This window comes from Acinetobacter sp. AC1-2, from assembly GCF_016124155.1.
GTDB classification, from domain to species: domain Bacteria; phylum Pseudomonadota; class Gammaproteobacteria; order Pseudomonadales; family Moraxellaceae; genus Acinetobacter; species Acinetobacter calcoaceticus.
On the sequence record NZ_JABFFO010000001.1, the window covers coordinates 1,900,284 to 1,924,296 of the forward strand.

General features: G+C 40.2%; 21 protein-coding genes. 13 read left to right on the forward strand and 8 right to left on the reverse strand.

Annotated features, from left to right (window positions below):
* The first annotated feature begins 45 nt into the window (after nt 1-45).
* Entirely contained in the window at nt 46-1,122 is a 1,077-nt protein-coding gene (locus HL290_RS08865; RefSeq protein ID WP_198496229.1) for an aromatic ring-hydroxylating oxygenase subunit alpha, read from the forward strand.
* 12 nt (nt 1,123-1,134) lie between these two features.
* Nucleotides 1,135-2,079: a PDR/VanB family oxidoreductase gene (locus HL290_RS08870; protein ID WP_198496230.1), complete on the forward strand. Its 945-nt coding sequence runs from the start codon at nt 1,135-1,137 to the stop codon at nt 2,077-2,079.
* A 43-nt stretch (nt 2,080-2,122) separates the two neighbouring features.
* Here HL290_RS08870 and HL290_RS08875 read toward each other — a convergent pair whose 3' ends face one another.
* The 3 genes from HL290_RS08875 to mhpT all read right to left on the reverse strand — a co-directional run bounded on the left by HL290_RS08875 (nt 2,123) and on the right by mhpT (nt 4,689).
* Nucleotides 2,123-2,815 (reverse strand): GntR family transcriptional regulator, encoded by a 693-nt coding sequence (locus HL290_RS08875; RefSeq protein WP_198496231.1) that lies wholly within the window; start codon nt 2,813-2,815, stop codon nt 2,123-2,125.
* Between the two features lie 115 nt (nt 2,816-2,930).
* A complete protein-coding gene (locus tag HL290_RS08880) occupies nt 2,931-3,386 on the reverse strand; it encodes a MarR family winged helix-turn-helix transcriptional regulator (protein ID WP_017391609.1) in 456 nt (151 codons plus the stop codon).
* Nucleotides 3,387-3,456: 70 nt separating this feature from the next.
* Nucleotides 3,457-4,689: a 3-(3-hydroxy-phenyl)propionate transporter MhpT gene (gene mhpT, locus HL290_RS08885; RefSeq protein WP_198496232.1), complete on the reverse strand. Its 1,233-nt coding sequence runs from the start codon at nt 4,687-4,689 to the stop codon at nt 3,457-3,459.
* Nucleotides 4,690-4,937: 248 nt separating this feature from the next.
* Here mhpT and HL290_RS08890 point away from each other — a divergent pair, with 248 nt between their 5' ends.
* The 9 genes from HL290_RS08890 to HL290_RS08930 all read left to right on the forward strand — a co-directional run bounded on the left by HL290_RS08890 (nt 4,938) and on the right by HL290_RS08930 (nt 15,639).
* Complete coding sequence (locus tag HL290_RS08890) at nt 4,938-5,777, forward strand: p-hydroxycinnamoyl CoA hydratase/lyase (RefSeq protein WP_171056761.1); 840 nt, start codon at nt 4,938-4,940, stop codon at nt 5,775-5,777.
* A 37-nt stretch (nt 5,778-5,814) separates the two neighbouring features.
* Nucleotides 5,815-7,266, forward strand: a complete 1,452-nt coding sequence (locus tag HL290_RS08895) for an aldehyde dehydrogenase (RefSeq protein WP_198496233.1) — start codon at nt 5,815-5,817, stop codon at nt 7,264-7,266.
* Between the two features lie 81 nt (nt 7,267-7,347).
* Nucleotides 7,348-9,234 (forward strand): feruloyl-CoA synthase, encoded by a 1,887-nt coding sequence (locus tag HL290_RS08900; protein WP_198496234.1) that lies wholly within the window; start codon nt 7,348-7,350, stop codon nt 9,232-9,234.
* Nucleotides 9,235-9,309: 75 nt separating this feature from the next.
* Nucleotides 9,310-10,449, forward strand: coding sequence for an acyl-CoA dehydrogenase family protein (locus tag HL290_RS08905; RefSeq protein WP_198496235.1), 1,140 nt, complete (start codon nt 9,310-9,312; stop codon nt 10,447-10,449).
* 81 nt (nt 10,450-10,530) lie between these two features.
* A complete protein-coding gene (locus HL290_RS08910) occupies nt 10,531-11,781 on the forward strand; it encodes an OprD family porin (protein ID WP_198496236.1) in 1,251 nt (416 codons plus the stop codon).
* 57 nt (nt 11,782-11,838) lie between these two features.
* Nucleotides 11,839-12,375, forward strand: a complete 537-nt coding sequence (locus HL290_RS08915; protein WP_045434398.1) for a DUF3237 domain-containing protein — start codon at nt 11,839-11,841, stop codon at nt 12,373-12,375.
* A gap of 39 nt (nt 12,376-12,414) precedes the next feature.
* Entirely contained in the window at nt 12,415-12,804 is a 390-nt protein-coding gene (locus HL290_RS08920) for a PaaI family thioesterase (protein ID WP_198496237.1), read from the forward strand.
* A gap of 33 nt (nt 12,805-12,837) precedes the next feature.
* Entirely contained in the window at nt 12,838-14,595 is a 1,758-nt protein-coding gene (locus tag HL290_RS08925) for a tannase/feruloyl esterase family alpha/beta hydrolase (RefSeq protein ID WP_198496238.1), read from the forward strand.
* A gap of 147 nt (nt 14,596-14,742) precedes the next feature.
* Nucleotides 14,743-15,639: a DMT family transporter gene (locus HL290_RS08930; RefSeq protein ID WP_198496239.1), complete on the forward strand. Its 897-nt coding sequence runs from the start codon at nt 14,743-14,745 to the stop codon at nt 15,637-15,639.
* Nucleotides 15,640-15,654: 15 nt separating this feature from the next.
* On the opposite strand, the gene HL290_RS08935 is transcribed toward HL290_RS08930, so the two are convergent.
* The gene (locus HL290_RS08935) at nt 15,655-16,725 is read right to left on the reverse strand and encodes an AraC family transcriptional regulator (RefSeq protein ID WP_198496240.1); all 1,071 of its coding nucleotides are present in this window, start codon (nt 16,723-16,725) and stop codon (nt 15,655-15,657) included.
* A 129-nt stretch (nt 16,726-16,854) separates the two neighbouring features.
* On the opposite strand from HL290_RS08935, the gene HL290_RS08940 reads away from it, so the two are divergent.
* Nucleotides 16,855-18,315: a coniferyl aldehyde dehydrogenase gene (locus HL290_RS08940; protein WP_198496241.1), complete on the forward strand. Its 1,461-nt coding sequence runs from the start codon at nt 16,855-16,857 to the stop codon at nt 18,313-18,315.
* Between the two features lie 52 nt (nt 18,316-18,367).
* On the opposite strand, the gene HL290_RS08945 is transcribed toward HL290_RS08940, so the two are convergent.
* The 4 genes from HL290_RS08945 to HL290_RS08960 all read right to left on the reverse strand — a co-directional run bounded on the left by HL290_RS08945 (nt 18,368) and on the right by HL290_RS08960 (nt 23,163).
* Complete coding sequence (locus tag HL290_RS08945) at nt 18,368-18,733, reverse strand: hypothetical protein (protein WP_198496242.1); 366 nt, start codon at nt 18,731-18,733, stop codon at nt 18,368-18,370.
* Nucleotides 18,734-18,972: 239 nt separating this feature from the next.
* Nucleotides 18,973-20,436 carry an amino acid permease gene (locus HL290_RS08950; RefSeq protein WP_056478627.1) on the reverse strand — a complete coding sequence of 488 codons (1,464 nt, stop codon included), beginning with the start codon at nt 20,434-20,436 and terminating at the stop codon, nt 18,973-18,975.
* Between the two features lie 400 nt (nt 20,437-20,836).
* Nucleotides 20,837-21,931, reverse strand: a complete 1,095-nt coding sequence (gene astA, locus HL290_RS08955; RefSeq protein WP_198496243.1) for an arginine N-succinyltransferase — start codon at nt 21,929-21,931, stop codon at nt 20,837-20,839.
* Nucleotides 21,928-23,163, reverse strand: a complete 1,236-nt coding sequence (locus HL290_RS08960) for an aspartate aminotransferase family protein (protein WP_198496244.1) — start codon at nt 23,161-23,163, stop codon at nt 21,928-21,930. The genes astA and HL290_RS08960 overlap by 4 nt, the downstream gene beginning before the upstream one ends.
* 135 nt (nt 23,164-23,298) lie before the next feature.
* On the opposite strand from HL290_RS08960, the gene HL290_RS08965 reads away from it, so the two are divergent.
* Nucleotides 23,299-23,721 (forward strand): Lrp/AsnC family transcriptional regulator, encoded by a 423-nt coding sequence (locus tag HL290_RS08965; RefSeq protein ID WP_002120489.1) that lies wholly within the window; start codon nt 23,299-23,301, stop codon nt 23,719-23,721.
* Nucleotides 23,722-24,013: the final 292 nt, after the last annotated feature.

Consider the following 24,013-nt stretch of genomic DNA (forward strand, 5'->3'; position numbering starts at 1 on the left):
TATTTATTATAAATTGGATCCAATAAGTGATAAGGAGTCGTCACAATGTTTATTAAAAATGCATGGTATGTAGCCTGCCGCCCAGAAGAAATCCAAGACAAACCGCTAGGTCGCACTATCTGTGGTGAAAAAATTGTTTTTTACCGCGGTAAAGAAAATCAAGTTACAGCCGTTGAAGATTTCTGCCCCCATCGTGGCGCCCCACTTTCACTAGGTTATGTCGAAAATGGCAACCTCGTATGTGGTTATCATGGTTTAGTGATGGGCTGTGACGGAAAAACTGTTTCAATGCCAGCTCAACGTGTAAATGGTTTCCCTTGCAATAAAGCATATGCAGTTGTTGAAAAATTCGGTTTTATTTGGATATGGCCGGGTGAGAAAGCTTTAGCAGATGAAGCAAAACTGCCAACTTTAGAATGGGCAGATCACCCCGAATGGAGCTATGGCGGAGGTCTGTTTCACATTCAGTGTGACTATCGCCTCATGGTCGATAACCTCATGGATTTAACCCATGAGACCTATGTTCACTCAAGCAGTATTGGTCAAAAAGAGATCGATGAATCATTGCCAGTGACAAAAGTAGATGGCGACCATGTCATTACCGAACGTTATATGGAAAATGTGATCGCACCTCCATTTTGGCAAATGGCCCTTCGTGGTAACCACTTAGCAGATGATGTACCAGTTGACCGTTGGCAACGTTGCCACTTCTTTGCGCCAAGTAATGTGCATATTGAAGTGGGTGTAGCGCATGCCGGACATGGTGGTTATCACGCACCAAGTGACAAAAAAGTTTCCTCAATTGTGGTTGATTTTATTACACCAGAAACTGAAACCTCACATTGGTATTTCTGGGGAATGGCACGTAACTTCCAGCCAGATAATGCTGAACTCACCGATCAAATTCGTGAAGGCCAAGGCAAAATCTTTACTGAAGATTTAGAAATGCTGGAGCAACAACAGCAAAATATTTTAAACAATCCACATCGCAAATTACTGATGCTCAACATCGACGCAGGCGGTGTACAGTCTCGTAAGGTGATTGACCGACTACTTGCTGAAGAAAATAAAATGCCTCCTGAAACATCCGCACAAAAGTTTCCAAACATTCGGATTATTTAAAGGAGCATGAACATGGACGTTATTATTCAAAAAATTCACCAGCTCACCCCGACCATTCGTGCCTTTGAACTGATTGCAGCAAATGGTACAGAGCTACCGAATTTTGAAGCAGGTGCCCATATTGATGTGCATCTTAAAAATGGTCTAACCCGTCAATATTCACTTTCAAATTGTTGCAGTGAAAAGCATCGTTATGTAATTGGTGTTTTACATGATGCTAACTCACGCGGTGGTTCACGTTGTATCCACACCGAATATCGTGAAGGCGATCATTTAAAAATTGGTGAACCACGTAATTTATTTGAAATTCATTCTCAAACAAAGCAGGCGGTTTTATTTGCTGGTGGTATTGGCATTACCCCCATTTTATCGATGGCATATCGACTTAAGTCAGTCAATATTCCTTTCGAATTGCACTACTTTATCCGTAGTCATGAAATGATTGCCTTCTATGGCAATTTAACCGAGCACTTTGGTGACCAAGTCCATTTTCACATTCAAGATCAGCCAGACACCGAATGTAATATGGCAGAGGTTTTAGGTGAGAGTTCACCAGATAGACACTTATATGTATGTGGGCCTACAGGGTTTATGCAGTTTGTAATGAGCTCAGCCGAACAAGCTGGCTGGCACAGCGAACAGTTACATCAAGAGCATTTTGTCGCTCAAAAAGTAGATACATCTAATGATGAAGCTTTTACTATTGAAGTTAAAGGTACGGGCCGTCGAATTGAAGTATTACCAGAGCAAACCGCAACTGAAGCATTAATTGCAAATGGTTTTGATATTCCTGTTTCGTGTGAACAAGGTATTTGCGGTACCTGTATTACCCGCGTTGTAGAAGGCACACCAGATCATCGGGATCTATTTATGACCGATGAGGAACATGCACTAAATGACCAGTTTACGCCCTGCTGTTCTCGTGCAAAAACCAAAAATCTTGTGATTGAGCTTTAATAGTTAAGTTCCTTTATTCAAAAATAGAGGAACTTATTTCACCTTAAGCACTAAGAACATTTCTTAGCGTTTCACCTAAAATCACCACACTGCTGTGCTCACGCATTAAAGTTTCAGCGCGCCCTGCCTGTCGATGTACCAATGCATCGAAAATTGAACAATGCTGTAAATGTGCATAGTGCAAACGGCGATATTCCGACAAAGCTTGCTTCTCATCATAGGTAATGGCTTGGGCAGAAGCCATCGGCAATTGATTGTTTTTTGCTAAAGCTTGTATGAGCGCTACATTTTGCGCGCCCTCAATAATCGTGTCATGAAAAATGACATTAAAATGATGGTAACGTTCCAGTTCGGTATCGCCAAACTCGTCTTTTTCATTAAAGAGTTTTTCAGTTTCTTGAATGCAATGTTGGAGGGTCTTTTTCTGCTCTTCGCTTAAACCTTGTTCTGCCAAAGTTTTCGCAGCCAATCCTTCAAGCACACCCCGCACTTCAAGCGCATCATGAACCAGTTGTTCTGAAATTTCACGGACGGTGTAGCCACGGGTTGGGTTCTTAATGAGAAGACCTTCTTGTTCGAGCAGCCGAAATGCAATACGAACAGGCTGTCTCGAAACACCAAGTAACTCGGCAGTGGGAATCTCAGCAATTCTGGCACCACCTTCAAGTTCCCCTGAAATAATCATTTTTCTTAATTTAAGTAAAACTTGTTGCCCTGAAGACATTTGCTGCCACACATTGTCAAAAACGTCACTTCGATGCTAACAAGTTCATTTGCAAAATGAAATAAATTTTCTGTGTGAATCAGTGCGTAGGAATTTAGCTCAACCTAAACTAAACAAGCTCATTTATTTAAAGGCTTTTAAGATTATTCACCATGATATCGAGATTATTACGAATTAAATAAGCCAGATTGATATCAATGCCTTCAAGCATCTTTTCTTCAACTTTTAATACAACCTCATTGCATTTATTGAGTTTTTCAACACCACTTTCGGTGAGTGTAATTAAAATACGGCGGCCATGCGTAGGGTCAGGTTTCTTTTCAATCCAGCCATTGACCAGCAAATCTTGCAGAATTTTATTGGCAGATTGCGGCTTTATGAAAGAACGTTCAGCAAGCTTGGCATTAGATACGTTACTTTTTGAAGCTAAAACAGAAAGTGCTGTAAATTGTGGCAAGGTAATTTCAAGCTCTTTTAAATGCTCTGTTAAATGTTTACTAATAATTCTGTCAACACGAGCAATCATGTAACTTAACTTAGGCTCATCTTCTACTTTTTTTTGAACTAAATTTGAACGTACCATAACCTTTCAATCATCATAAGAAAATCTGTAGTGAAAGTATGAGGCGCTAACCCCATACTTTCGTTAAAACTTAGCGAGCACCTGAGCTTTGTACTAAATGTACAGGCTGTTTAGGTTTTTTGACAAGAAGTAATGCAGAGATCGCTGCAATTAAAATCACTGGAATGCTTGAACCAATCACAATGGTCGAGCTTTGTCCAAGTGAAAGTAAAAAACCTGCCATTAAAGGTCCGGCAAAAGAACCAATACGGCCAATTGCAACCGCCGCACCAACTCCAGTTCCACGCATTTCGGTTGGATAATACATTGCGGCTAAACCGTACAATGCAGATTGTCCCCCTACAATAAATAAACCACAGCCGACTGCTGCAAGCGCCAGTAATGCAACGGTTGGAGAAATTGCCAAGCAACAAAGTGAGAATAAAATACCTAGATAAATCAGCTTAATCACAAAACTCATGCGTACTTTATCAAGCAATACACCCATTAAGATTGAACCTAAAATTCCGCCAACGTTGTAGCCCATCTGTACATAGTTTGCTTGTAGCTTCGATAAGCCTTGCGCACCCATCAGTAACGGCAACCAGTTTAATAAGAAGTACAGCACCACTAAGGTACAGAAGAAACTCACCCAAAGCTGAATGGTCGACATGCGGCGTTCTTTAGCAAATAAAACTTCAAAGAATGGGGTCGTTTTTTGCGCTTGAACTTTACGTTGCAGGTAATCATTTGACTCAGGTAAAAAGCGCATGATGAGTGGAATTAACAAAATAGGCGCAATACCACCAATATAGAAAATATGACGCCACTCTGCATCACCCGCCAACGACATGGCAACCACAGAAGTCAGTAATCCACCAAAAGGAATGCCGCTATACATGATACTTACCGCTTTGCCCTTGTGCTGGTCAGGCACAGCTTCAGAGGCAAGTGTAATCATCATCGGGAGTGCCCCGCCCATTCCCAAACCGGTACAAAAACGGATGAGTAACAGCAAACTGAAGTTGGCAGCATATGCGGTCAGCAAAGACATAATTCCAAAAAGCAGAATACTAAAAATCAGAATTTTCTTGCGCCCTACAATATCTGCAAATCTACCGCCTAATATTGCACCCGGTAGTGTTCCTAAAATTGCAGCACTAAATGCCCATGCCATCTGGCCATTATCCAACATAAACTCAGCCCGCATTCGTGGAGCGGCTACCCCCATTGATTGAAGATCAAAACCTTCAAAAATTGCGATTGCAAAACAAAGTAGTAACGTAATCTTTGCTCTTGCAGACTGTCCTAATATCTTTTCCATTGTGTTGTCCTTTATTGACTAGTCGTTCCATTTAGCCCTTTGTGTATTGTTGTTTAAACACACCAAAAATATCAGTTAAACTTACTAAAAAATCAACATATTTTTATATAAAATTATTTATTAAATTAATTTTTATTTAAAATACATGCAATTATAAAATAATTATTAAATTTTATAAAAAAGACTTGAATGTAAGTTTAACTGATATTAAATTAAATCTCAGAACATCACAAAATCATTCAAGGAGTATGAAGATGACTTATGAAAATCGCTGGGAAACCGTAGATGTTAAAGTTGAAGATGGAATTGCTTGGGTCACACTAAATCGCCCAGAAAAGAAAAATGCCATGAGTCCTACACTCAATCGTGAAATGATTGATGTGCTTGAAGCCATAGAACTTGATCAAAATGCACGTGTGCTTGTATTAACTGGTGCAGGTGATTCTTGGACAGCCGGCATGGACTTGAAAGAATATTTCCGCGAAGTCGACACTCAGCCTGAAATTTATCAAGAACGTATTCGTCGTGACTCATGTCGTTGGCAGTGGCAACTTCTTCGTATGTATTCAAAACCAACCATTGCAATGGTTAACGGCTGGTGTTTCGGAGGCGGTTTCTCACCATTAGTAGCTTGTGATCTTGCGATTGCAGCAGATGAAGCAACTTTCGGTTTATCTGAAATTAACTGGGGTATCCCACCGGGTAACCTTGTAAGTAAAGCAATGGCCGATACTGTGGGTCACCGCGCAGCTTTGTACTACATCATGACGGGTAAAACCTTTAGTGGTAAAGAAGCTGAAACCATGGGCCTTGTGAATAAAAGCGTACCGCTTGAACAGCTAAAAGCAGAAGTGACTGAGCTTGCAAATTGCCTACTTGAGAAAAATCCTGTGGTTCTTCGTACAGCTAAAAATGGCTTTAAACGTTGCCGTGAACTGACATGGGACCAAAACGAAGACTACTTATATGCCAAACTTGATCAATGTATCCACCGTGATACTGAAAATGGTCGCCAAGAAGGTTTGAAACAATTTTTAGATGAAAAATCAATTAAACCGGGTTTACAGAGCTATAAACGTACTGGTTAACTTTTGATTCTTTAATGGCAATGTAAGGACACAACCCATGCAAAATGTACAGTTACTTATTCACGGTCAATCTGTTGATGCATCAAATCAGGCAACTTTTGAGCGTATTAGTCCCATTGATGGATCAGTGGCAACTAAAGCCGCTGCTGCAACTTTGGACGACGTTGATCGTGCAATAGACTCGGCACAACAAGCTTTTAAAATATGGTCGAAACTCTCGCCTACCGAACGTCGCTTACGTTTATTAAAAGCAGCCGATTTAATGGACCAAAAGACCGAGCAATTCATTGAAACTGGAATGCAAGAAACAGGTTCAACTGCGACATGGTATGGGTTTAACGTTCACCTTGCTGCCAATATGTTACGTGAGGCAGCAGCAATGACCACACAAATTGACGGAAGCCTCATTCCGTCAGATGTGCCGGGCAACCTTGCGATGGGTGTACGCGTTCCTTGCGGTGTGATTGTAGGAATTGCACCTTGGAATGCCCCTGTCATTTTGGCAACACGTGCGCTTGCCATGCCATTGGCTTGTGGTAACACGGTAGTGTTAAAAGCCTCGGAAGCTTGTCCAGCAACGCATCGTCTGATTGGTGAAGTGTTACATGAAGCAGGTCTAGGTGAAGGTGTGGTGAATGTGATTACGCATGCCGCCGAAGATGCACCACAAATCGTGGAGCGCTTAGTGTCTCATCCGGCCGTGAAACGTATTAATTTTACGGGTTCAACCAAAGTCGGAAAAATTATTGCCGAGACTGCTGCAAAATATTTAAAACCAGTTTTGCTTGAATTAGGTGGTAAAGCACCAGTTGTGGTTTTAAATGAAGCTGACATTAATGAGGCCGTAAATGCAGTCGCTTTTGGAGCATTCTTTAATCAGGGGCAAATTTGTATGTCGACCGAACGTGTTTTGGTTCAAGACAAAATTGCCGACCAGTTTATTGAAAAGCTCATTGAGAAAACACGCTCTATTCAGGCGGGCAACCCAACCTCGAAAGAAAATGCACTCGGCGTTTTAGAAAGTCGCCGTTCCGCAAACCGTATTCAGCATTTGTTGGAAGATGCTCAAAACAAAGGTGCTGACTTACCTTTAGGTATTCATATTGAAGACACCACCATGCAACCGACGTTGGTGCTCAACATTAAACCTGACATGCTGCTTTACCGCGAAGAATCGTTTGGGCCTGTCTGCACAGTTCAACGTTTTGCAACCGTTGAAGAAGGTGTAGCACTGGCAAATGACAGCGAGTTCGGTCTTTCTTCGGCAGTGTTTAGCCAGAATATTTCGCAGGCATTGGAAGTGGCTAAACAGATTGATTCGGGTATTTGTCATATTAACGGCGCAACCGTGCATGACGAAGCTCAAATGCCATTTGGTGGTACAAAATCGAGTGGTTACGGACGATTTGGTAGTAAAGCCTCTATTGGTGAATTTACCGATTTACGCTGGATCACCATTCAGACCCAATCACGCCATTACCCGATTTAGTCGGGTTAATGCGAACAACGACATATTAAATAAAAATTGCATGATGCAAAAAATAAAGCGCAGTGATGCGCTTTCCATGGAGTGAAAGAAATGCAAATGAATGCCACTCAATCACAAGACCGCGAACGGTTCGTAAAATTAGGGCAACATGATATTCATTATCACCATAAAGATGACACGCTCTATATCAGCCCAAAAGAGCAATTAAAACCGTATCCACAAAAACTGACAGATCGGTTAATTCATTTTGCACAAACCAAACCAGACCATATTTTTGCAGCAAAACGCAATGCTCAAGGTGAATGGGTCAAACTGAGTTATGCAGAAGTTTTACAACGCGCATGGCATATTGCTCAGGCATTACACGAACGTAATTTAAGCCAAGAAAGACCTTTAGTCATTTTAAGTGGTAATGATCTTGAACATTTAACACTCTCTATGGGTGCTATGCTGGCGGGTGTGCCTTTTTCAGCAATTTCCCCAGCCTACTCTCTTATTTCTCAAGACTTTGGCAAACTCAAACATGTGTTTGAAGTACTCACACCTGGCTTGGTCTATGCCAGCGACGGTCAAGCATTTGCCAAAGCCATTCAGACATGTATTACATCCAACATTGAAGTGGTGACCAACAAAGGCCTCATGGGCAATCAGCTCTGCACGTCTTTTCAGTCGCTATTAGATACGCCTGTTTCAAATGTCCAAGAGTTTTACCAAACTCTTGATGAAAACCAGATTGCTAAATTTCTATTTACATCAGGTTCAACCAAACTACCTAAAGCTGTGCCGACCACACACTTAATGTTGTGTGTTAATCAGCAAATGCTATTGCAGACTTTCCCTGAGTTTGAAGAGACTCCTCCTGTCCTTCTTGACTGGCTGTCTTGGCACCACACATTTGGAGGCAGTCACAATGTCGGCATCGCGCTCTATAACGGCGGTACGATTTACATTGATGATGGCAAACCAGTTGCAGGAAAATTTGACGAAACCATTCGTAACCTCAAAGAAATTTCTCCAACAGTTTATTTAAATGTGCCAAAAGGTTGGGAAGAACTGACCGAAGCTTTAGAAAAAGATGAAGAATTAAGAGACCGCTTTTTTGCCAAAGTTAAAATTTTATTCTTTGCAGGTGCAGCACTTTCAGAAGCTGGTTGGAACAGGCTCGATAAAATTGCTCAGCAACATTGTGGAGAAAAAATTCGCATTATGAGCGGATTGGGCATGACTGAAACTGCTCCCTCTTGTGCTTTTACAACTGGCCCACACGTGATGGCTGGCTTTATTGGTTACCCTGCTCCGGGATGTGAAATCAAGTTGGTTCCATGTGGTGACAAACTTGAGTTTTGTGTTCGTGGCAAACATGTCATGAAAGGCTATTGGCGCTTAAAGGCGGACCAGCAAAGCACAGTTTTTGATGATGAAGGCTTTTTCCACACTGGCGATGCTGTTCGTTTGGTCGATGTAAATGATCCAACCAAAGGCCTCATGTACGACGGACGCATTGCCGAAGACTTTAAACTCAATACAGGCACATTTGTCAATGTCGGCACGATTCGCAACAAAGTGCTCATTCAAGGTAATTTACTGGTTCAAGATGTTTGTATTACAGGTTCAAACCTCAATGCCGTGGGTTTTCTGATTTTTCCAAAATTAGAAGCTTGTGCTCAATACGCAGGCCTTAAGCTTGGCGAACATTCTCCAGCAGAGATATTACAGCACCCTAAAGTCCAGCAATGGTTCCGCCAATTTTTAACGACTTTTAATAAAGATGCGACTGGCAGTTCAAATACAGTTTCAATGCTTTATTTAATGACCGAACCACCTCAACTCGATGCAGGCGAAGTGACCGATAAAGGCAATCTCAATCAAGGCAATATTACGAAACGTCGTGCCGCTTTAATTGATGAACTTTATCAAAAGCAGGCCGAAAACCCACTCATTATTCGAGTGCCCACCTTAAAGCAATAAGCTATTGAAGTAAAAAAGAAAGCTCAAACTTCGGTTTGGGCAATAGCCACACTTTTGCCTAAAAAAAGGTTCAACATGCCACACGATACAGAATTTGAACTATTTCGAGACAGTTACCGCAGGTTCTTAAAAGAACAGGTTGCCCCATATTACGAACAGTGGGAACACGATGGCCTGATCCCACGTGATCTATGGCTTCGTCTTGGGGAAAATGGCTTTTTGTGCGTCGATGTGCCCGAAGAATATGGCGGCTATGGCGCTCCTGTTCATTACTCTCTCATGCTGGTTCAAGAAGCCGCTCAAGCTGGCTTTGCATCTTTAGCTGTTGCAATTGGTGGGCAAAATGAGTTGGTCTCTCCTTACTTGCAAAATATTGGAACTGAAGATCAAAAACGCTATTGGCTACCCAAAATGGTGACAGGTGAAGTGGTCACCGCAATTGCCATGACAGAGGCGAATGCTGGTTCAGACTTACAGGCCATACGCACTCAAGCCGTTTTAGAAAATGATCACTATCGTGTAAATGGTTCAAAAACGTTTATCTCAAATGGTTTGCACGCCGACCTGATCGTTCTTGTAGCTAAAACCAATCCTCAAGCCAAAGCAAAAGGCATTTCAATTTTTTTAGTTGATGCTGCTTTAGACGGCGTTAAAAAAGGCCGCTCTTTACAAAAAATCGGACTACACGCTCAAGATACAGCCGAACTTTTTTTTGATGATGTGTATGTTCCTGCAACCCAGCGTTTGGGTGAAGAAGGACAAGGCTTTGCCTATTTAATGCAAGAGTTACCTCGCGAACGTTTAAGTATTTCCATGATGGCTTTGGGGTCAATTTTAGGAGCTATCGAAATCACCAAAGATTATGTGCTGGAACGTAAAGCTTTCGGACAACCCTTAAGCCAAATGCAAAACACGCGCTTTGTGCTGGCAAATGCACAAATCAAAGCGAAAGCCGCCCAAGCTTTTGTAGACCAATGTGCCGCGCTGTATCAACAACACCAATTAAGCGTCACTCAAGTTGCAGCACTGAAATGCTTTATCACCGATGTCCAATGCGAAGTGATTGATCAGTTACTTCAACTTTTTGGCGGCTACGGCTACATGCAGGAATACCCGATTTCACGCTTTTTTGTGGATGCGCGGGTACAAAAAATTTATGGGGGAACCAATGAAATTATGAAAGAAATCGTTGCCCGAGAACTGCTCGGAAAATAATTCGATTTAAAAACCAAATAAGGCAGACACAACAACCATGCCTTGTTGAAAACAAGAAATGATATTTCAGGAAGAAATGCTATGTCGAAATTATGGATGTACTCTACCCTTATGCTCTCAGGATCAGTCTGGGCGGGCAGTTTTATTGATAACAGTTCAGTAGAACTCACCACGCGAAATTTCTATTTTGACCGCGACTACCAAGAGCAATCTGCTTACCCTGCCGCCAAGGACTGGACACAAGGGTTTATTCTCAAAGCCAATTCAGGCTATACCGAAGGGACTGTCGGTTTTGGGTTGGATGTACTTGCAACGGCAGGCTTTAAACTAGATGCCGATGCCGAGCACGGAGGTACAGGAAACTTACCTAGAGACACGCGTACCAATGAGCCTGCCGACTCTTACGGAGAAATTGGTGTCACAGCTAAAGCTAAAATGAGCCAGACTGAGCTACGCATTGGTACGTTAATGCCAATGAACCCTGTTTTAGTAGCTTCGCCTGCTCGCTTGTTACCTCAAACTTATCGAGGAATTTCACTGACCAGCAAAGATATTAAAGACTTTGACTTACAGGCAGCCTATCTCGATAAAGTGAATCATCGTGATTCAACCAACTATGAAAAAATTAAAATTTCAGGGGTGAATGGACGGTTTAAAAGTGCCGAAACTGACGGACTCTATTATTTAGGTGGGAACTATCAGCTTGATCCAGCAATCAAGCTCACTGCGTTCTATATGGATGTTGATGATCTTTATAACCAGACCATGGTCGGTGCCTTACATCAACATAAAATTAATGACAGCACAAATCTTAGCTCGCAATTACGCTATTACCGTAGCCGTGATGACGGACAAGCGAAGGCTGGTTTAGTCGATAATGACCTTTATCATGCGCATTTCGAACTTAAACATCAAAACCATAAGTTTATTTTTGGAACCTTCCAACATCACGGCGACACTGCATTTCCGTATTTGACTGGAGGTGAAACAGGCCTACTCATTGATACATGGCCAGGCGAGTTTTTAAACCCAAAAGAAAAAGCCTATAGCTTCCGCTATGAATATGACTTTAAAGATTATGTGCCGGGTTTACGTTTTATGACCCGTTACACCACAGGTCACAATATTTATGCACCCAACTTAGGCGGAACTAATCTAAAAGAGCGAGAAACAGACTTTGATTTAGGTTACACCGTTCAAAGTGGGTGGTTAAAAAATTTAGGGCTACGTGCGCGCTATGCAATGTATGACAACAACATGCTCTCCACTGCCAACATCAAGCCTGTAAACGAAACCCGCATCAACATTGATTACACATGGAAATTTAAATAATTCAAAACAAGAGGTTCAGTTACACATAGAACCTCTTTTTATTTCGGGAAATTCATCATGAAGAAAGTTGTAACGCTACTCTGTGGAATGAGTCTGATTGCCCTGACTCATGCCGAAACTCAATATAGCCCACCGCCCATTCAGCTAGAGCCTTTAGCAAAATTTAGTGTGGATTTAAATGCGCCTGTTTGGGAATTAGGCACTACTAGTGACGCAGGTAAACGCCGAATTATTCCTATTACAGGTGGAACATTTGAAGGGAAATCGCTTAAAGGCCGCATTTTAAATAATGGCGCAGATTGGCAGATTGTCGACAGCAAAGGACTAGCCATTATTGATACGCGATATTTGTTAGAAACCGATGACGGTGCACTCATTTATCTTCAAACCAAAGGTTACCGACATGGTTCGGCAGAAACACTAAAACAGCTTGCGCAAGGCAAAGATGTCGACCCGAAAAATTACTATTTCAAAATTACCATGCAGTTTGAAACCAGCTCACCTAAATATGCATGGCTTAACCAGACCGTTGCAGTAGGTAGTGCAATGCGCTTGGGCAAAGCGGTTATTTATGATGCCTATACCCTGAAATAATAATTTTTATAACACTTACAAAAGGATGGACCATTCATTATGGATCAAAAAACTTTAGAACACTTACCGCCCATTCATCACCATTTGGGTGGACACAATATCCATTGGAATGATCAAAACACTGAACTCACCATCCACTACACAGCGCTAGAAAGCTTTACCAATCCACGCGGCACGGTTGAAGGCGGCATGATCTGCGCCATGCTTGACGACGTGATGGGACTTTTTGCATATCTCGCCAATGACCGTAAACCAGCCACCACCATCAACTTAACGATGGATTTTTTAAGACCCTGTGCTGTGGGCGAAGTCATTACAAATTGCCGATTCATTAAACAAGGCAAAACCGTACTTAATCTCGAAAGTGAAGCTTGGCAAAACAACAAAATGATTGCACGAAGTACAGCTAATTTTCTGGTTTTAGATTAATTGCGACCATTCATTCAATAAGGATATGAATAAATGAATTACACCAACAATAAACGAATTTTGACCCACTCCGCTTTAGTACTTGCCATGCTCGGTTCTTTGGCAGGCTGTGGAAGTGACAGTGACAGTGATGACACAACAACTCCCTCAGCAACGAAACCGCCTCAGTTGTCTCCTGCTGTGGGCGTAAAAATGACAGGAAGCTGTTCAAATTTACTGGGATTTCAATACAATAATACAGTCATTAGCTCAGCCACTCTTCAAGAGGCAGGTACATTGACGGTAGCCAATAAACCAATTGGTGCTCATTGTTTGATCAAAGGTTATATGGACCAACGTGTAAGCCCTGTCGATGGACAAACCTATCAAATTGGTTTTGAAATGCGCTTACCTGTTGATTGGAACGGCCGTTTTCTCTATCAAGGCAATGGTGGAACCGATGGTAATTTAATTCCTGCAACGGGTCAGGTCGGCAGCGGTGGTCCACTTACCAATGCCCTACATGATGGTTTCGCTGTTATTTCTTCCGATGCAGGACATAATGCCTCACAAAATCCAATGTTTGGTTTAGACCCACAAGCCAGAATCAACTACGGTTATGGTGCGATTACCAAACTCACGCCTATGGCAAAAAATCTAATTAAAACAGCATATGGTAAATTGCCAGACCGCTCCTATGCAGGCGGCACTTCAAATGGCGGACGCCACGCCATGATTGCGGCAACCCGTTTAGGCGACCAATATGATGGAGTTTTAGCAAGTACACCCGGTTTTCATTTGCCTCGTGCAGCCGCAGCACAACTCTATACAGCACAGCAGCTTCGTCGTGTCGCAACAGATGAAAATGACTTAAGTACTGCTCTTACCCTTTCAGAGCGCAAAGTATTAGCAAAAGCGATTTTAGATCGATGCGATGCTTTAGACGGTGTTGCAGATGGACTGGTTCAAGATGTTGAGGCTTGCCGTACTGCATTTGATATTCACAAAGATGTACCTGTTTGCTCAAGCACAAGAGATGGTACTTGTTTAAGTACCGAACAAATTGATGTATTAGCCAACATTTACCGTGGCCCTGTAAATTCGGCTGGACAAGCCCTCTATGCAACCCAGCCTTTCGACCCCGGTTTAGTCGGCAGTAACTGGGCAAGCTGGAAATTCGAATCTTCGGTTGGAACAGCACGTGACCCTGTTGCAGTCGGTATTCTTTTTCAGGTTCCGCCAGATCCATCTGTAGTTCAAAACTCTAGACTGTTTGCCTTTAACTATAATTTTGATACTGATTATCCAAAACTCTCGGCAACCAATAATGTATACACCGAAAGTTCGATGTCTTTCATGATGCCACCCGATGAACTTAATCTGGAGAAACTCCGTAATCACGGTGGAAAAATGATTGTGGTACAAGGTACAGCAGACGGTGTTTTCTCTGTGGATGACACCCAAAACTGGTACGATCAACTACTACAACACTATAAAAATGATGCAAAAGGTACAGCACCTGAATTTGCACGTTTCTTTAGAGTTCCGGGCATGAACCATACCCGTGATGGCATTGCGACCGACCAATTTGACGCATTGACTGCTTTAGTCAACTGGGTGGAATATGGGCAAGCGCCTGACAAAATCATTGCGACTGCACGCGGCGCAGGTAATCCAAGTGGTCAAGTGAATACTGAACTTCCGCAAGACTGGGCACCAGACCGTACCCGTCCACTTTGCCCTTACCCACTGATTGCTCGTTACAATGGTCAGGGTGATAGCGAAAAAGCTGAAAACTTTAGCTGTAAATAACTGTTACTTAAAATTAAAAAGAGAGCTCAGGTAGGCTCTCTTTTTTTATTTTGCTAAGTATCACTATTGAATCATTATCAAATGATATTTCATCCAATGCCTGCATCGCTGCTAAGATAACACCGAAAACCAAAAACTCATTTCGATATGCAAAATCAGACTGCTTCAACCAAACCCTCAACTCAACTTGGAAAAGCATTGCTTTGTCTTATGACATCGGCATTATTATTTTCCATTATGGGGGTATGCATTCGTTTTGCTTCAGAAACGGTAGACAATGCGACCGTCGTGTTTTTTAGAAATGCAGTGGGTTTATTTATTTTTATTCCTATGCTTTTAAAGCAAGGGCTGGACTTTGTTAAAACCGATAAACTCTGGATGCATACATGGCGAAGTGTCGTGGGACTTGCTGCAATGTATGGTTTTTTCTATGCCATTGCTAACTTAAAACTATCGAATGCGATGGTTTTTAGCTACTCATCCCCAATCTTTATTCCACTCATTGCATGGCTTTTCTTAAAAGAAAAAATCACAAAATCGATGATTTTTGCTGCTGTGATTGGACTCGTTGGAGTTTTATTTGTTGCTAAACCCGATCAAGGCCTACTCAATGCATTGTCCTTTATTGGTTTAGGCGCATGTTTTTTATCAGCGATGGCTTTTGTAACTGTAAGAGCTTTAACCAGTACAGAACCGCCTGAGCGTATTGTTTTTTACTTCTGTATTTTTGGTAGCTTAATTTCATCAATTCCAATGTTCTGGCATTGGCGTATTTTCACTTGGCATGAACTCGCATTGCTAATTGCCGCAGGACTTTTAGCAAACATTAGTCAGCTTTTTATGTCTTATGCCTATAGCTTAGCCCCAGCAGGACAAATTGGCCCAATGAATTACATTGCCATTATTTTTGCAGGAATTTGGGGATTTGTTTTTTGGCATGAATTACCGGATCTGTTTAGTATGATCGGCATATTTATTATTTTATTTGCCATATTGCTCTGTAATCCATTTTTGCAGGAAAAATTACTCTCTCGATTTAAATAACAAACAAATCTTATTCTAATTTTGATACTGTAATCGATACTCATTCGGTGAAATGCCTGTCCAGTGACGATAGGCTTTTCTAAAATTAGAAGTATCTGAAAAGCCAATTCTCTCAGCAATTTCATCTATAGATAAGGTCGTTTCTCGCAAATATTCATCCGCAAGACGGCGCCGAGTTTCATCTAATAATTCTTGATAAGTTAAATTAAAACCTGCCAAGCGCCGATGTAAGGTACGCTTTGACATATGCAATCGTTCAGCCATTTCTTGAGCCGATGGGAAAAGTCCTGTTCCATCTAACAAAATCAAACGAATCGTTTTCACCAACTCAGGCTCTTCAAGTTCAGCTGTACCTAACATCCGCTCACAAAAAGACTTACACATATCCGCGGTAATCGGGTTGGCATTTGGACAAGGTACATCAAGCCACTTTAAATCAAAGTGCCATTGCATGACGCCAGCATCAAACTGAACAGGACAATGAAAAACTTTTTCATATTCTTCTGCATAGTCAGGTGCTGGATAAGGCAATAAAAGCTTCTTTGCTTGAAATGGTCCTTCCAGCACACGTTCAATTAAGGTTTGCATGGAGCTAAACCAAAATTCGCACACCAAAGGCAAAAGCTTACCTAGTGCAATAATATCTTGCCCTTCAAAAACAGCAGCATCATCTCGAATATAAAAAGACTTCTTTAAAATAGGCCCTGCAAGCTTAATGTGTCGAATGCCGAGCTCTACCGCTTGCCTAAAATTACGCGAAGAATAGAGTGCATAACCATATACCCCAAAATCTGACAAGCGCTGCTTTTGCCCAGCACGTAATCCAATTAACGGATCATGAGATAAACGTTGAATATTTTGAAATAACTGGATTTTTTGAAGTTGAGAAATATATAAAGAGGGTTGATTCATCGCATCTGGTGAAATATTTGTACCAGATAGAACATCTGACATTGAATGGCCTTGCAAGCCCATTTCATCAAATAAACTGGTCAACCCCAGCAAATATGTATTCGAACCAAAAGCTGTATTATCATAATTTCCTTCGATAACAAGATTTGTATTTTTATAAATATTATTAGGCATTTAACTCACACCATCCCTAGAGTGACGTGCATAATGGCACTAAACTACCTCTTGTTGTCTCAATTTAACATCGACCATACGACGCTTCAAGCATAAAGTATGATAAGCAAAATATGGGAAGGAATAAAAATGGAAAGCTCCACTTTAAAAGAATATAGCGGCTCTGCCACCGAACATATGGAACTTATTTTTTCCAAACAACGTGCTAATTTTGAGGCAGATCCATATCCAAGTCTTGAGGTACGTCGAACAAAACTGCATCAACTCAAAAAACAAATTATTCGTTATCAAGATGCTTTAGCTACTGCGATTAATGCTGACTTTAGTTCAAGATCACTGGATGAATCTAAACTATTAGATTTACTTGGCTCTGTGTTAGAGGCTGATCATGCAATTCATCACTTACGCCGCTGGATGCGCCCAAGTAAACGCCGTACGGAACTTTTATTTTTATCAAATCGTTTAAGTGTGCAATACCAACCTAAAGGCGTGGTTGGTGTAATTGTTCCTTGGAACTTTCCAGTTTATTTAGCACTTGGGCCACTCATTGCCGCTTTAGCTGCGGGCAACCGAGTCATGATTAAATTGTCTGAAATTACACCGAATACCAATGCAATGCTACGACGTATGCTCGCCGAAGTCTTTAATGAAGATGAAGTCGCAGTCTTTGGTGAAGAAATTACAGACCCAGCAAGATTTACCTCTTTACCGTTTAACCATATTGTATTTACTGGCTCTCCAGCTATTGGCAAAGTCGTAATGAGAGCAGCGGCTGAAAATCTAACTCCTGTTACACTTGAGTTAGGCGGTAAATCACCAGCAATTGTAAGCCGTAACTACCCAATTGCCGATGCCGCAAAACGTATTACGCATGGTAAAGCAACAAACAGTGGTCAAATCTGTGTAGCACCTGACTATGCGTTGGTACCCAAAGAAAGTATTGATGAATTTGTGGATGCTGCAAAATCAAGCTTTATAAAAATGTTTGGTCAAAACATCACAAACAATGAGAATTACACGTCCATTGTAAATGACCGTCATTTAAAACGTATTCAAGATATTTTGACCGATGCACAAGAAAAAGGTGCGCGGATTATTCCTTGCGACACTTATAGCTTTGACCAACAAGGCCGCAGAATGCCTGTACAAATTGTACTTAACTGCACTCCCGACATGCGCATTATGAAAGAAGAGCTCTTTGGCCCTATTTTACCTGTGGTTGCATATGATTCTTTAGATGATGCGATTACCTATGTGAAATCGGATGAACGACCTTTAGCGCTTTATTGCTTTACACATAGCTCTGTAGAACGTGACCGTATTTTACGTGAAACTCATTCGGGTGGTGTAACCATCAATGATTGGGGCTGGCATGTAGTTAACCATGATGCTCCTTTCGGAGGTATCGGAAACTCAGGCATGGGGTCATATCATGGTGAAGAAGGTTTCCGTGAACTTTCACATGCAAAAACAGTATTTACACGCCATCGGTTTTTCCCTACTCAACTTTTCCATCCTCCTTATGGAACATTTTTGCAAAAATTAGCGATCCGCTTTTTCTTGAAAAAAGGCGATCCAAATATTAAATAAAGAGTAGATAAAAAAGCCTCGTCATAAGGCTTTTTTATCGGCTTTTAATTAATCAACCGGACGTAATAGAAAAATTATGGAATTTACAGATCTTTATATAGGTATCTTCAAATAATTTTTCCATTTTAGGGTTCCCATCATGATAGTCATCCCAAAATTCTCCACTAAATTCTTTAGGTTCAATAGTCGTAGTTATAGTATCTTCCTGTTTATAAAATGAAATTTCCCAACCTTCAGGTATACTAGGATTAATTATTTCAAATGTAGAAATTTCTACAATAACAGGAGTACCATCCGAATCACGGCGAACGGATACCTTTGTTTCATTTCGATATTCATTAAATTGCATCCCAAAACAGATATATCTTTTCCCAATAGTAAAATCGTACAAATTACTATCATTACACTTAAGTATCATGGGATTACTATTCCTTTTACTTTGTAATCTTTAGTTTTAAAATCAATTTAATTCATTTTAATATTTATGACTATATTTAAAATCCTGAAAAACATTTCAGACCTTACAAAAATTTTCTGAGTAAGTTTGCTACTAAATGCTGTAACTATAAACAAATTATCTTAATCAAAAATTATTATTTTAAAAATAAAAAAGCTAGGCACCCACCTAGCTTTAATATAAAAACAACTACAATCGACTTAAATATAATCAACCTTTTGAGCTTTTAAAATATCAAGCTGCAACATCTTTTTCTTTTTATATCTATAGGCAATAAACAAACCAATAAACCAGATTGGTGAGCACTCAAGTGCAATTAAAGTGTCATGATCTAAAGCTAAAATTACAATAGTGAAAACTAAAAACAGCATCGTAAACCATGCCATAAATAATCCACCCGGCATTTTATATTGGGATTGAATATGTAATTCAGGGAATTTTTTACGATAGGAAATATAAGAAAGCACAATCAACATGAATGTAAAAATACATAAAATTGAAGTGAGCGCTGAAATAATTGTAAACGCAGTCATGACGTTTGGAACAATAAATAAAATAGATGTTCCCACTGTCACACAAGCCATCGAAAATACTAGACCTCTAATTGGAACCTTACTTTTAGATAATTTACTAAAGCTTTTAGGTGCATCATTGTCTAAAGCTAGGCCATATAACATACGACTAGTCGCAAAAATTCCGCTATTGGCAGAAGATAGAGCCGAAGTTGCTACAACAAAATTGATTAAACCTGCCGCAATTGGTAAGCCAACTAACGTAAACATTTCCACAAATGGGCTTTTTTCTGGTGAAATTTTTGCCCACGAGGTGACCGCAATAATACAAACCAATGCGCCCACATAGAACAATAAAATACGTAAAGGAATAGAGTTAATCGCTTTTGGAAGTGATTTATGCGGGTCTTTGGTTTCAGCAGCAGTTGTACCCACAAGCTCAATACCTACAAACGCAAATATGGCAATTTGGAAGCCTGCTAAGAAACCTGTTACACCATATGGAAACATAGATTGTGTTTCAAACAAATGGCTAACCGATGCCTTAACACCATTCGGAGAAGTAAATCCGGTACTAATTAAGTAAATACCCGCAAGAATGAACAGAATAATTGCTGTAATTTTGATGAGGGAAAACCAAAATTCGAGTTCACCAAATAGCCGAACGGCCACAAAATTGAGTATGGTTAAAATTGCTAATGAAGTAAATGCAGGAATCCAGACGGGTAAATCGGGATACCAAAACTGCATGTATCCTCCGATCACAATCACATCGGCAATAGCAGTAATAATCCAGTTACACCAATAGGACCAACCCAGGAAGAATCCCGCCCACGGACCTAAATAAGCCGTTGCAAAATCGGCGAATGTTTTAAAATTAGTATTCGCCAGCAGCAGCTCGCCCATTGCTCGCATTACGAAGAAAAAGAAGAAACCAATAATTAAATAGGTTAAAACAATTGAAGTTCCTGAAATACTTAATGTTTTACCGGAACCCATAAATAATCCAGTCCCGATTGCACCGCCAATCGCAATCATCTGAATATGACGATTGGTTAATGAGCGTTGCAATTTCTCTTCTTCTTGCTCAGTCATATGTTGACTACCAAGAAGATCTCCTTCCAGGAATTGCTTTCCGTTATTCTTACTCATGTAATATTTACTCCAATTTATAGCAATCGTTGTAAATGTTTTAATAATAAATAAATTATATGATTATCAATTTAGTCCATTAAATCATTTTAAAAATATTATTAAATCATTTAAAACCTTATAAATTCCTTTTTAAAAGCTATTACCTATAACAATAAAAATTAATCATAAATCCTTTCCTTCATTATTATATTAGCCTGACCTCTATCAATATAATTTCAGTAGACAATTAAAATATATGAATTAATTAAATATTTTAATTGTCAGTCATTTATAGAATAGCGGCAGGCTAATGAATTCCAGCTCAGCGAGCAAGATTGTGTTTATCCATGTACCAATCTTGCGTTAGCGATAATATAGTATTCCTTCTTAAATTTGGTGAAATGTATAGTATTTCTGCTTAATTAACAGCCATTCGCAAATGATCAGTCTCTTTGAGTTTGTTTACCGCTTTTGGATTGGAAAAGTGTTTAGCTTGAACACTTAGCACACGAACTAAACAACCATTTTCGGCATTCAATTGTTCTGCCTGTTCTTTAGTTAATTGCAGCTTTTCTCGATAAGGTTTGCTGTATACAAGAATGGCTCGATAATTTTTATAGTCATCATTGGCTACAATGTAAGGTTCATCCTCTACCGCAATATTTTCAGGTTGTTCAATTTGGACCTCTACAGATTGACTTTCTTTAATCGCTCGTAAATTTTCGATATCGGCCTGCAATGTCGCCCCACCATCAAAAATATCGACATATCCTTTATAGCGCAGCCCTTCTTCTAGCAAGAGATTGTAGGCGGGTCGAGTATTTGGATGAACAATACCAATTGCTGCTTTAGCATCGTCAGGCAACATATCAACATAGAGTGGATGTCTTGGCATCAGCTCTGCAATAAATGCTTTTTGCCCGACTCCACTTAAATAATCGGCTTTGGTAAATTCAATATCAAAAAACTTATGGCCTACCGCATTCCAAAATGGTGACTGCCCATTTGCATCGGAATAGCCACGCATTTCTGCCACAATGGTTTCTTCAAAATATTGGCGAAATGCCGACAGAAACAAGAAGCGAACCTTAGATAAAAATTTGCCATTTTTATTTAAGCGATAGTCCGGATCTAAGAACAAAGTGCAAAGCTCACTACAGTTGGTGTGGTCATTACTCAAATATAGTGTTGGTAAAGCTTTATAAACACTTAGCGGTTCCGAGGCATGAACTTGTGTCCCTACATGAAAATTGTACCAAGGCTCTTTTAAACCAAGTGCGACTTCAATGCCACAGACCCCTACTACTTTGTCTAGTTCAGTATCTTCTAGAACAAATAGATAAACCTGATCTGCCTTTGGTAATTCACCTGCGACTGTTTTACACGCCCGTTCAATACGAGCAGCAAGTTTTTCCATATTTGGCTGTAAAGATGTCAAACCAAAACCCGCTTTTTGCGCCAACAGATAAAGATCATTAACATCTTTAGGTTCGATGTAGCGAATAATCATCATGCCGCTTGTTCATCCTTTTGAATTGCTACAAAGCGAGCAAGTGCACGGTCAAAGCGCTTTAAGCCCTCATCAATATCAGCCAAAGGAATAATCAGAGATGGCGTGAAACGTACAACATTTGGACCAGCAATAAGACTAAGCAATCCTTCTTCACCCGCAAGGTTGTTAATATCTTTTGCTTTGCCAGCGAACTCTGATTTTAAGACACAGCCAATCAGTAAACCTTGACCACGAATTGTTTCAAAGATTTCATATTTTTCATTTAATTGATTTAAAGCTTTTTTATAATAATCATGACGCTCTTTAACCCCGTTAAGCACTTCAGGTGTATTAATAAACTCAAATACTGCACCTGCAACTGCACTTGCTAATGGGTTACCACCGTAAGTCGTACCGTGCGTACCGACTGAAAAATGTGGAGCAAATTTATCAGTTGTTAACATTGCACCGACTGGGAAACCACCACCTAGTGCTTTTGCAGTTGTAAGAACATCTGGAATAACACCAGTGTTCATGTAGGCATAAAGTGAACCTGTACGGCCTACACCAGTTTGTACTTCATCAAAAATAAGTAAGGCACCAAACTCATCGCACAATGCGCGTAAGCCTTTTAAAAATTCGATGTCAGCCGGAATAACACCGCCTTCACCTTGTATCGGTTCAACAATAACTGCACATGTTTGCTCATTGAGCACCGCTTTTACAGCTTCTAAATCGTTAAAGGCAACATGATTAATGCCATTTGGAAGTGGTGCAAAGTCTTGTGAATATTTAGGTTGACCGCCTGCTGAAACGGTAAATAAAGTACGACCATGAAAAGCATTTTTAAATGCCACAATGCCACTTTTACCAGCAACACCACTGTCTAAACCCACTTTACGAGCTAGTTTTAATGCCGCTTCGTTAGCTTCTGCACCTGAGTTACAGAAGAATACCTTGTCTGCAAATGTATTTTCGGTGAGTTGTTTTGCAAGGCGTAGAACAGGTTCATTTGTATAACCATTGCCTACATGCCAAAGTTTTGTTGCTTGTTCTGTTAAAGCATTTACTGCCACTGGATGCGCATGACCTAATGCGTTTACTGCAATCCCACCTGCAAAATCAATATATTCTTTATTTTCTTGATCCCAAATACGTGAACCTTCACCACGTACAGGAATGAAATTTGCCGGTGCAAAAACTGGAACCATCCACTCGTTAAAGTCACTACGAGAAACTGCAAAATTATTCATCTTATCTAGTCCATTAAATTGAATTATTAGGCTTAACTGATTCCCCTATTATTCAAAATCAAATTGATTCACAAAATTTGTAATTCAGTAAAAAATGAATTATTTTTTACCAATCTGATAATTGACAATTACAATATGGATAACATTGATCAAATTATTTTAGGTTTGCTTAAAGATAACGCACGGATGTCTGTTACCGAGTTAGCCGAAAAAGTTCACGTTTCAAGAGCAACGGTAAAAAAGAGAATCGAGTATTTAGAGTCTTCAGGCATCATTACCGGATATACCGTACGGTTTAAACCCAATGCCGAACGCAACGTCATCCGTGCATGGATGAGCATTATGGTCGAAGGGACCAAAGCGCAGTCTGTGATTAAAGAACTACGCCTAGAAAGTGCAGTCGAATGTTTGCATAAAACTAACGGTAAATGGGACATCTTGGTCGAGCTACGATCTGACACTTTAGAAAACTTCGATAAAGTTTTAGAAAGAATTAGAAATATTTCAGGTATTTATAACAGTGAAACCAGCATTCTGCTTGCGAGTCATAAGACCTGATAACTCACTTTAATTTCAAATAATAAGGACGAAAAATTGATGGGCTAAGCATAAGGTTTGGCTCATCAAACAGCTCTCGATTAGAAAAATTCTTCTATTGTCTTTCGTCAAATCAACAAAACTATTACGACGTTCAACCTATTCTAAAAATCTTCAATAAATTTTTAACTTTTTTTAAACAATCAAATCAAAAACTTAAAATCTAATTTGATTCAAATTCAAACCTTTTTCGCTCTCTCCCCCCGTCAAAGCATTTGACAGAAAATTTAAAACATAATACATATAGTATTAT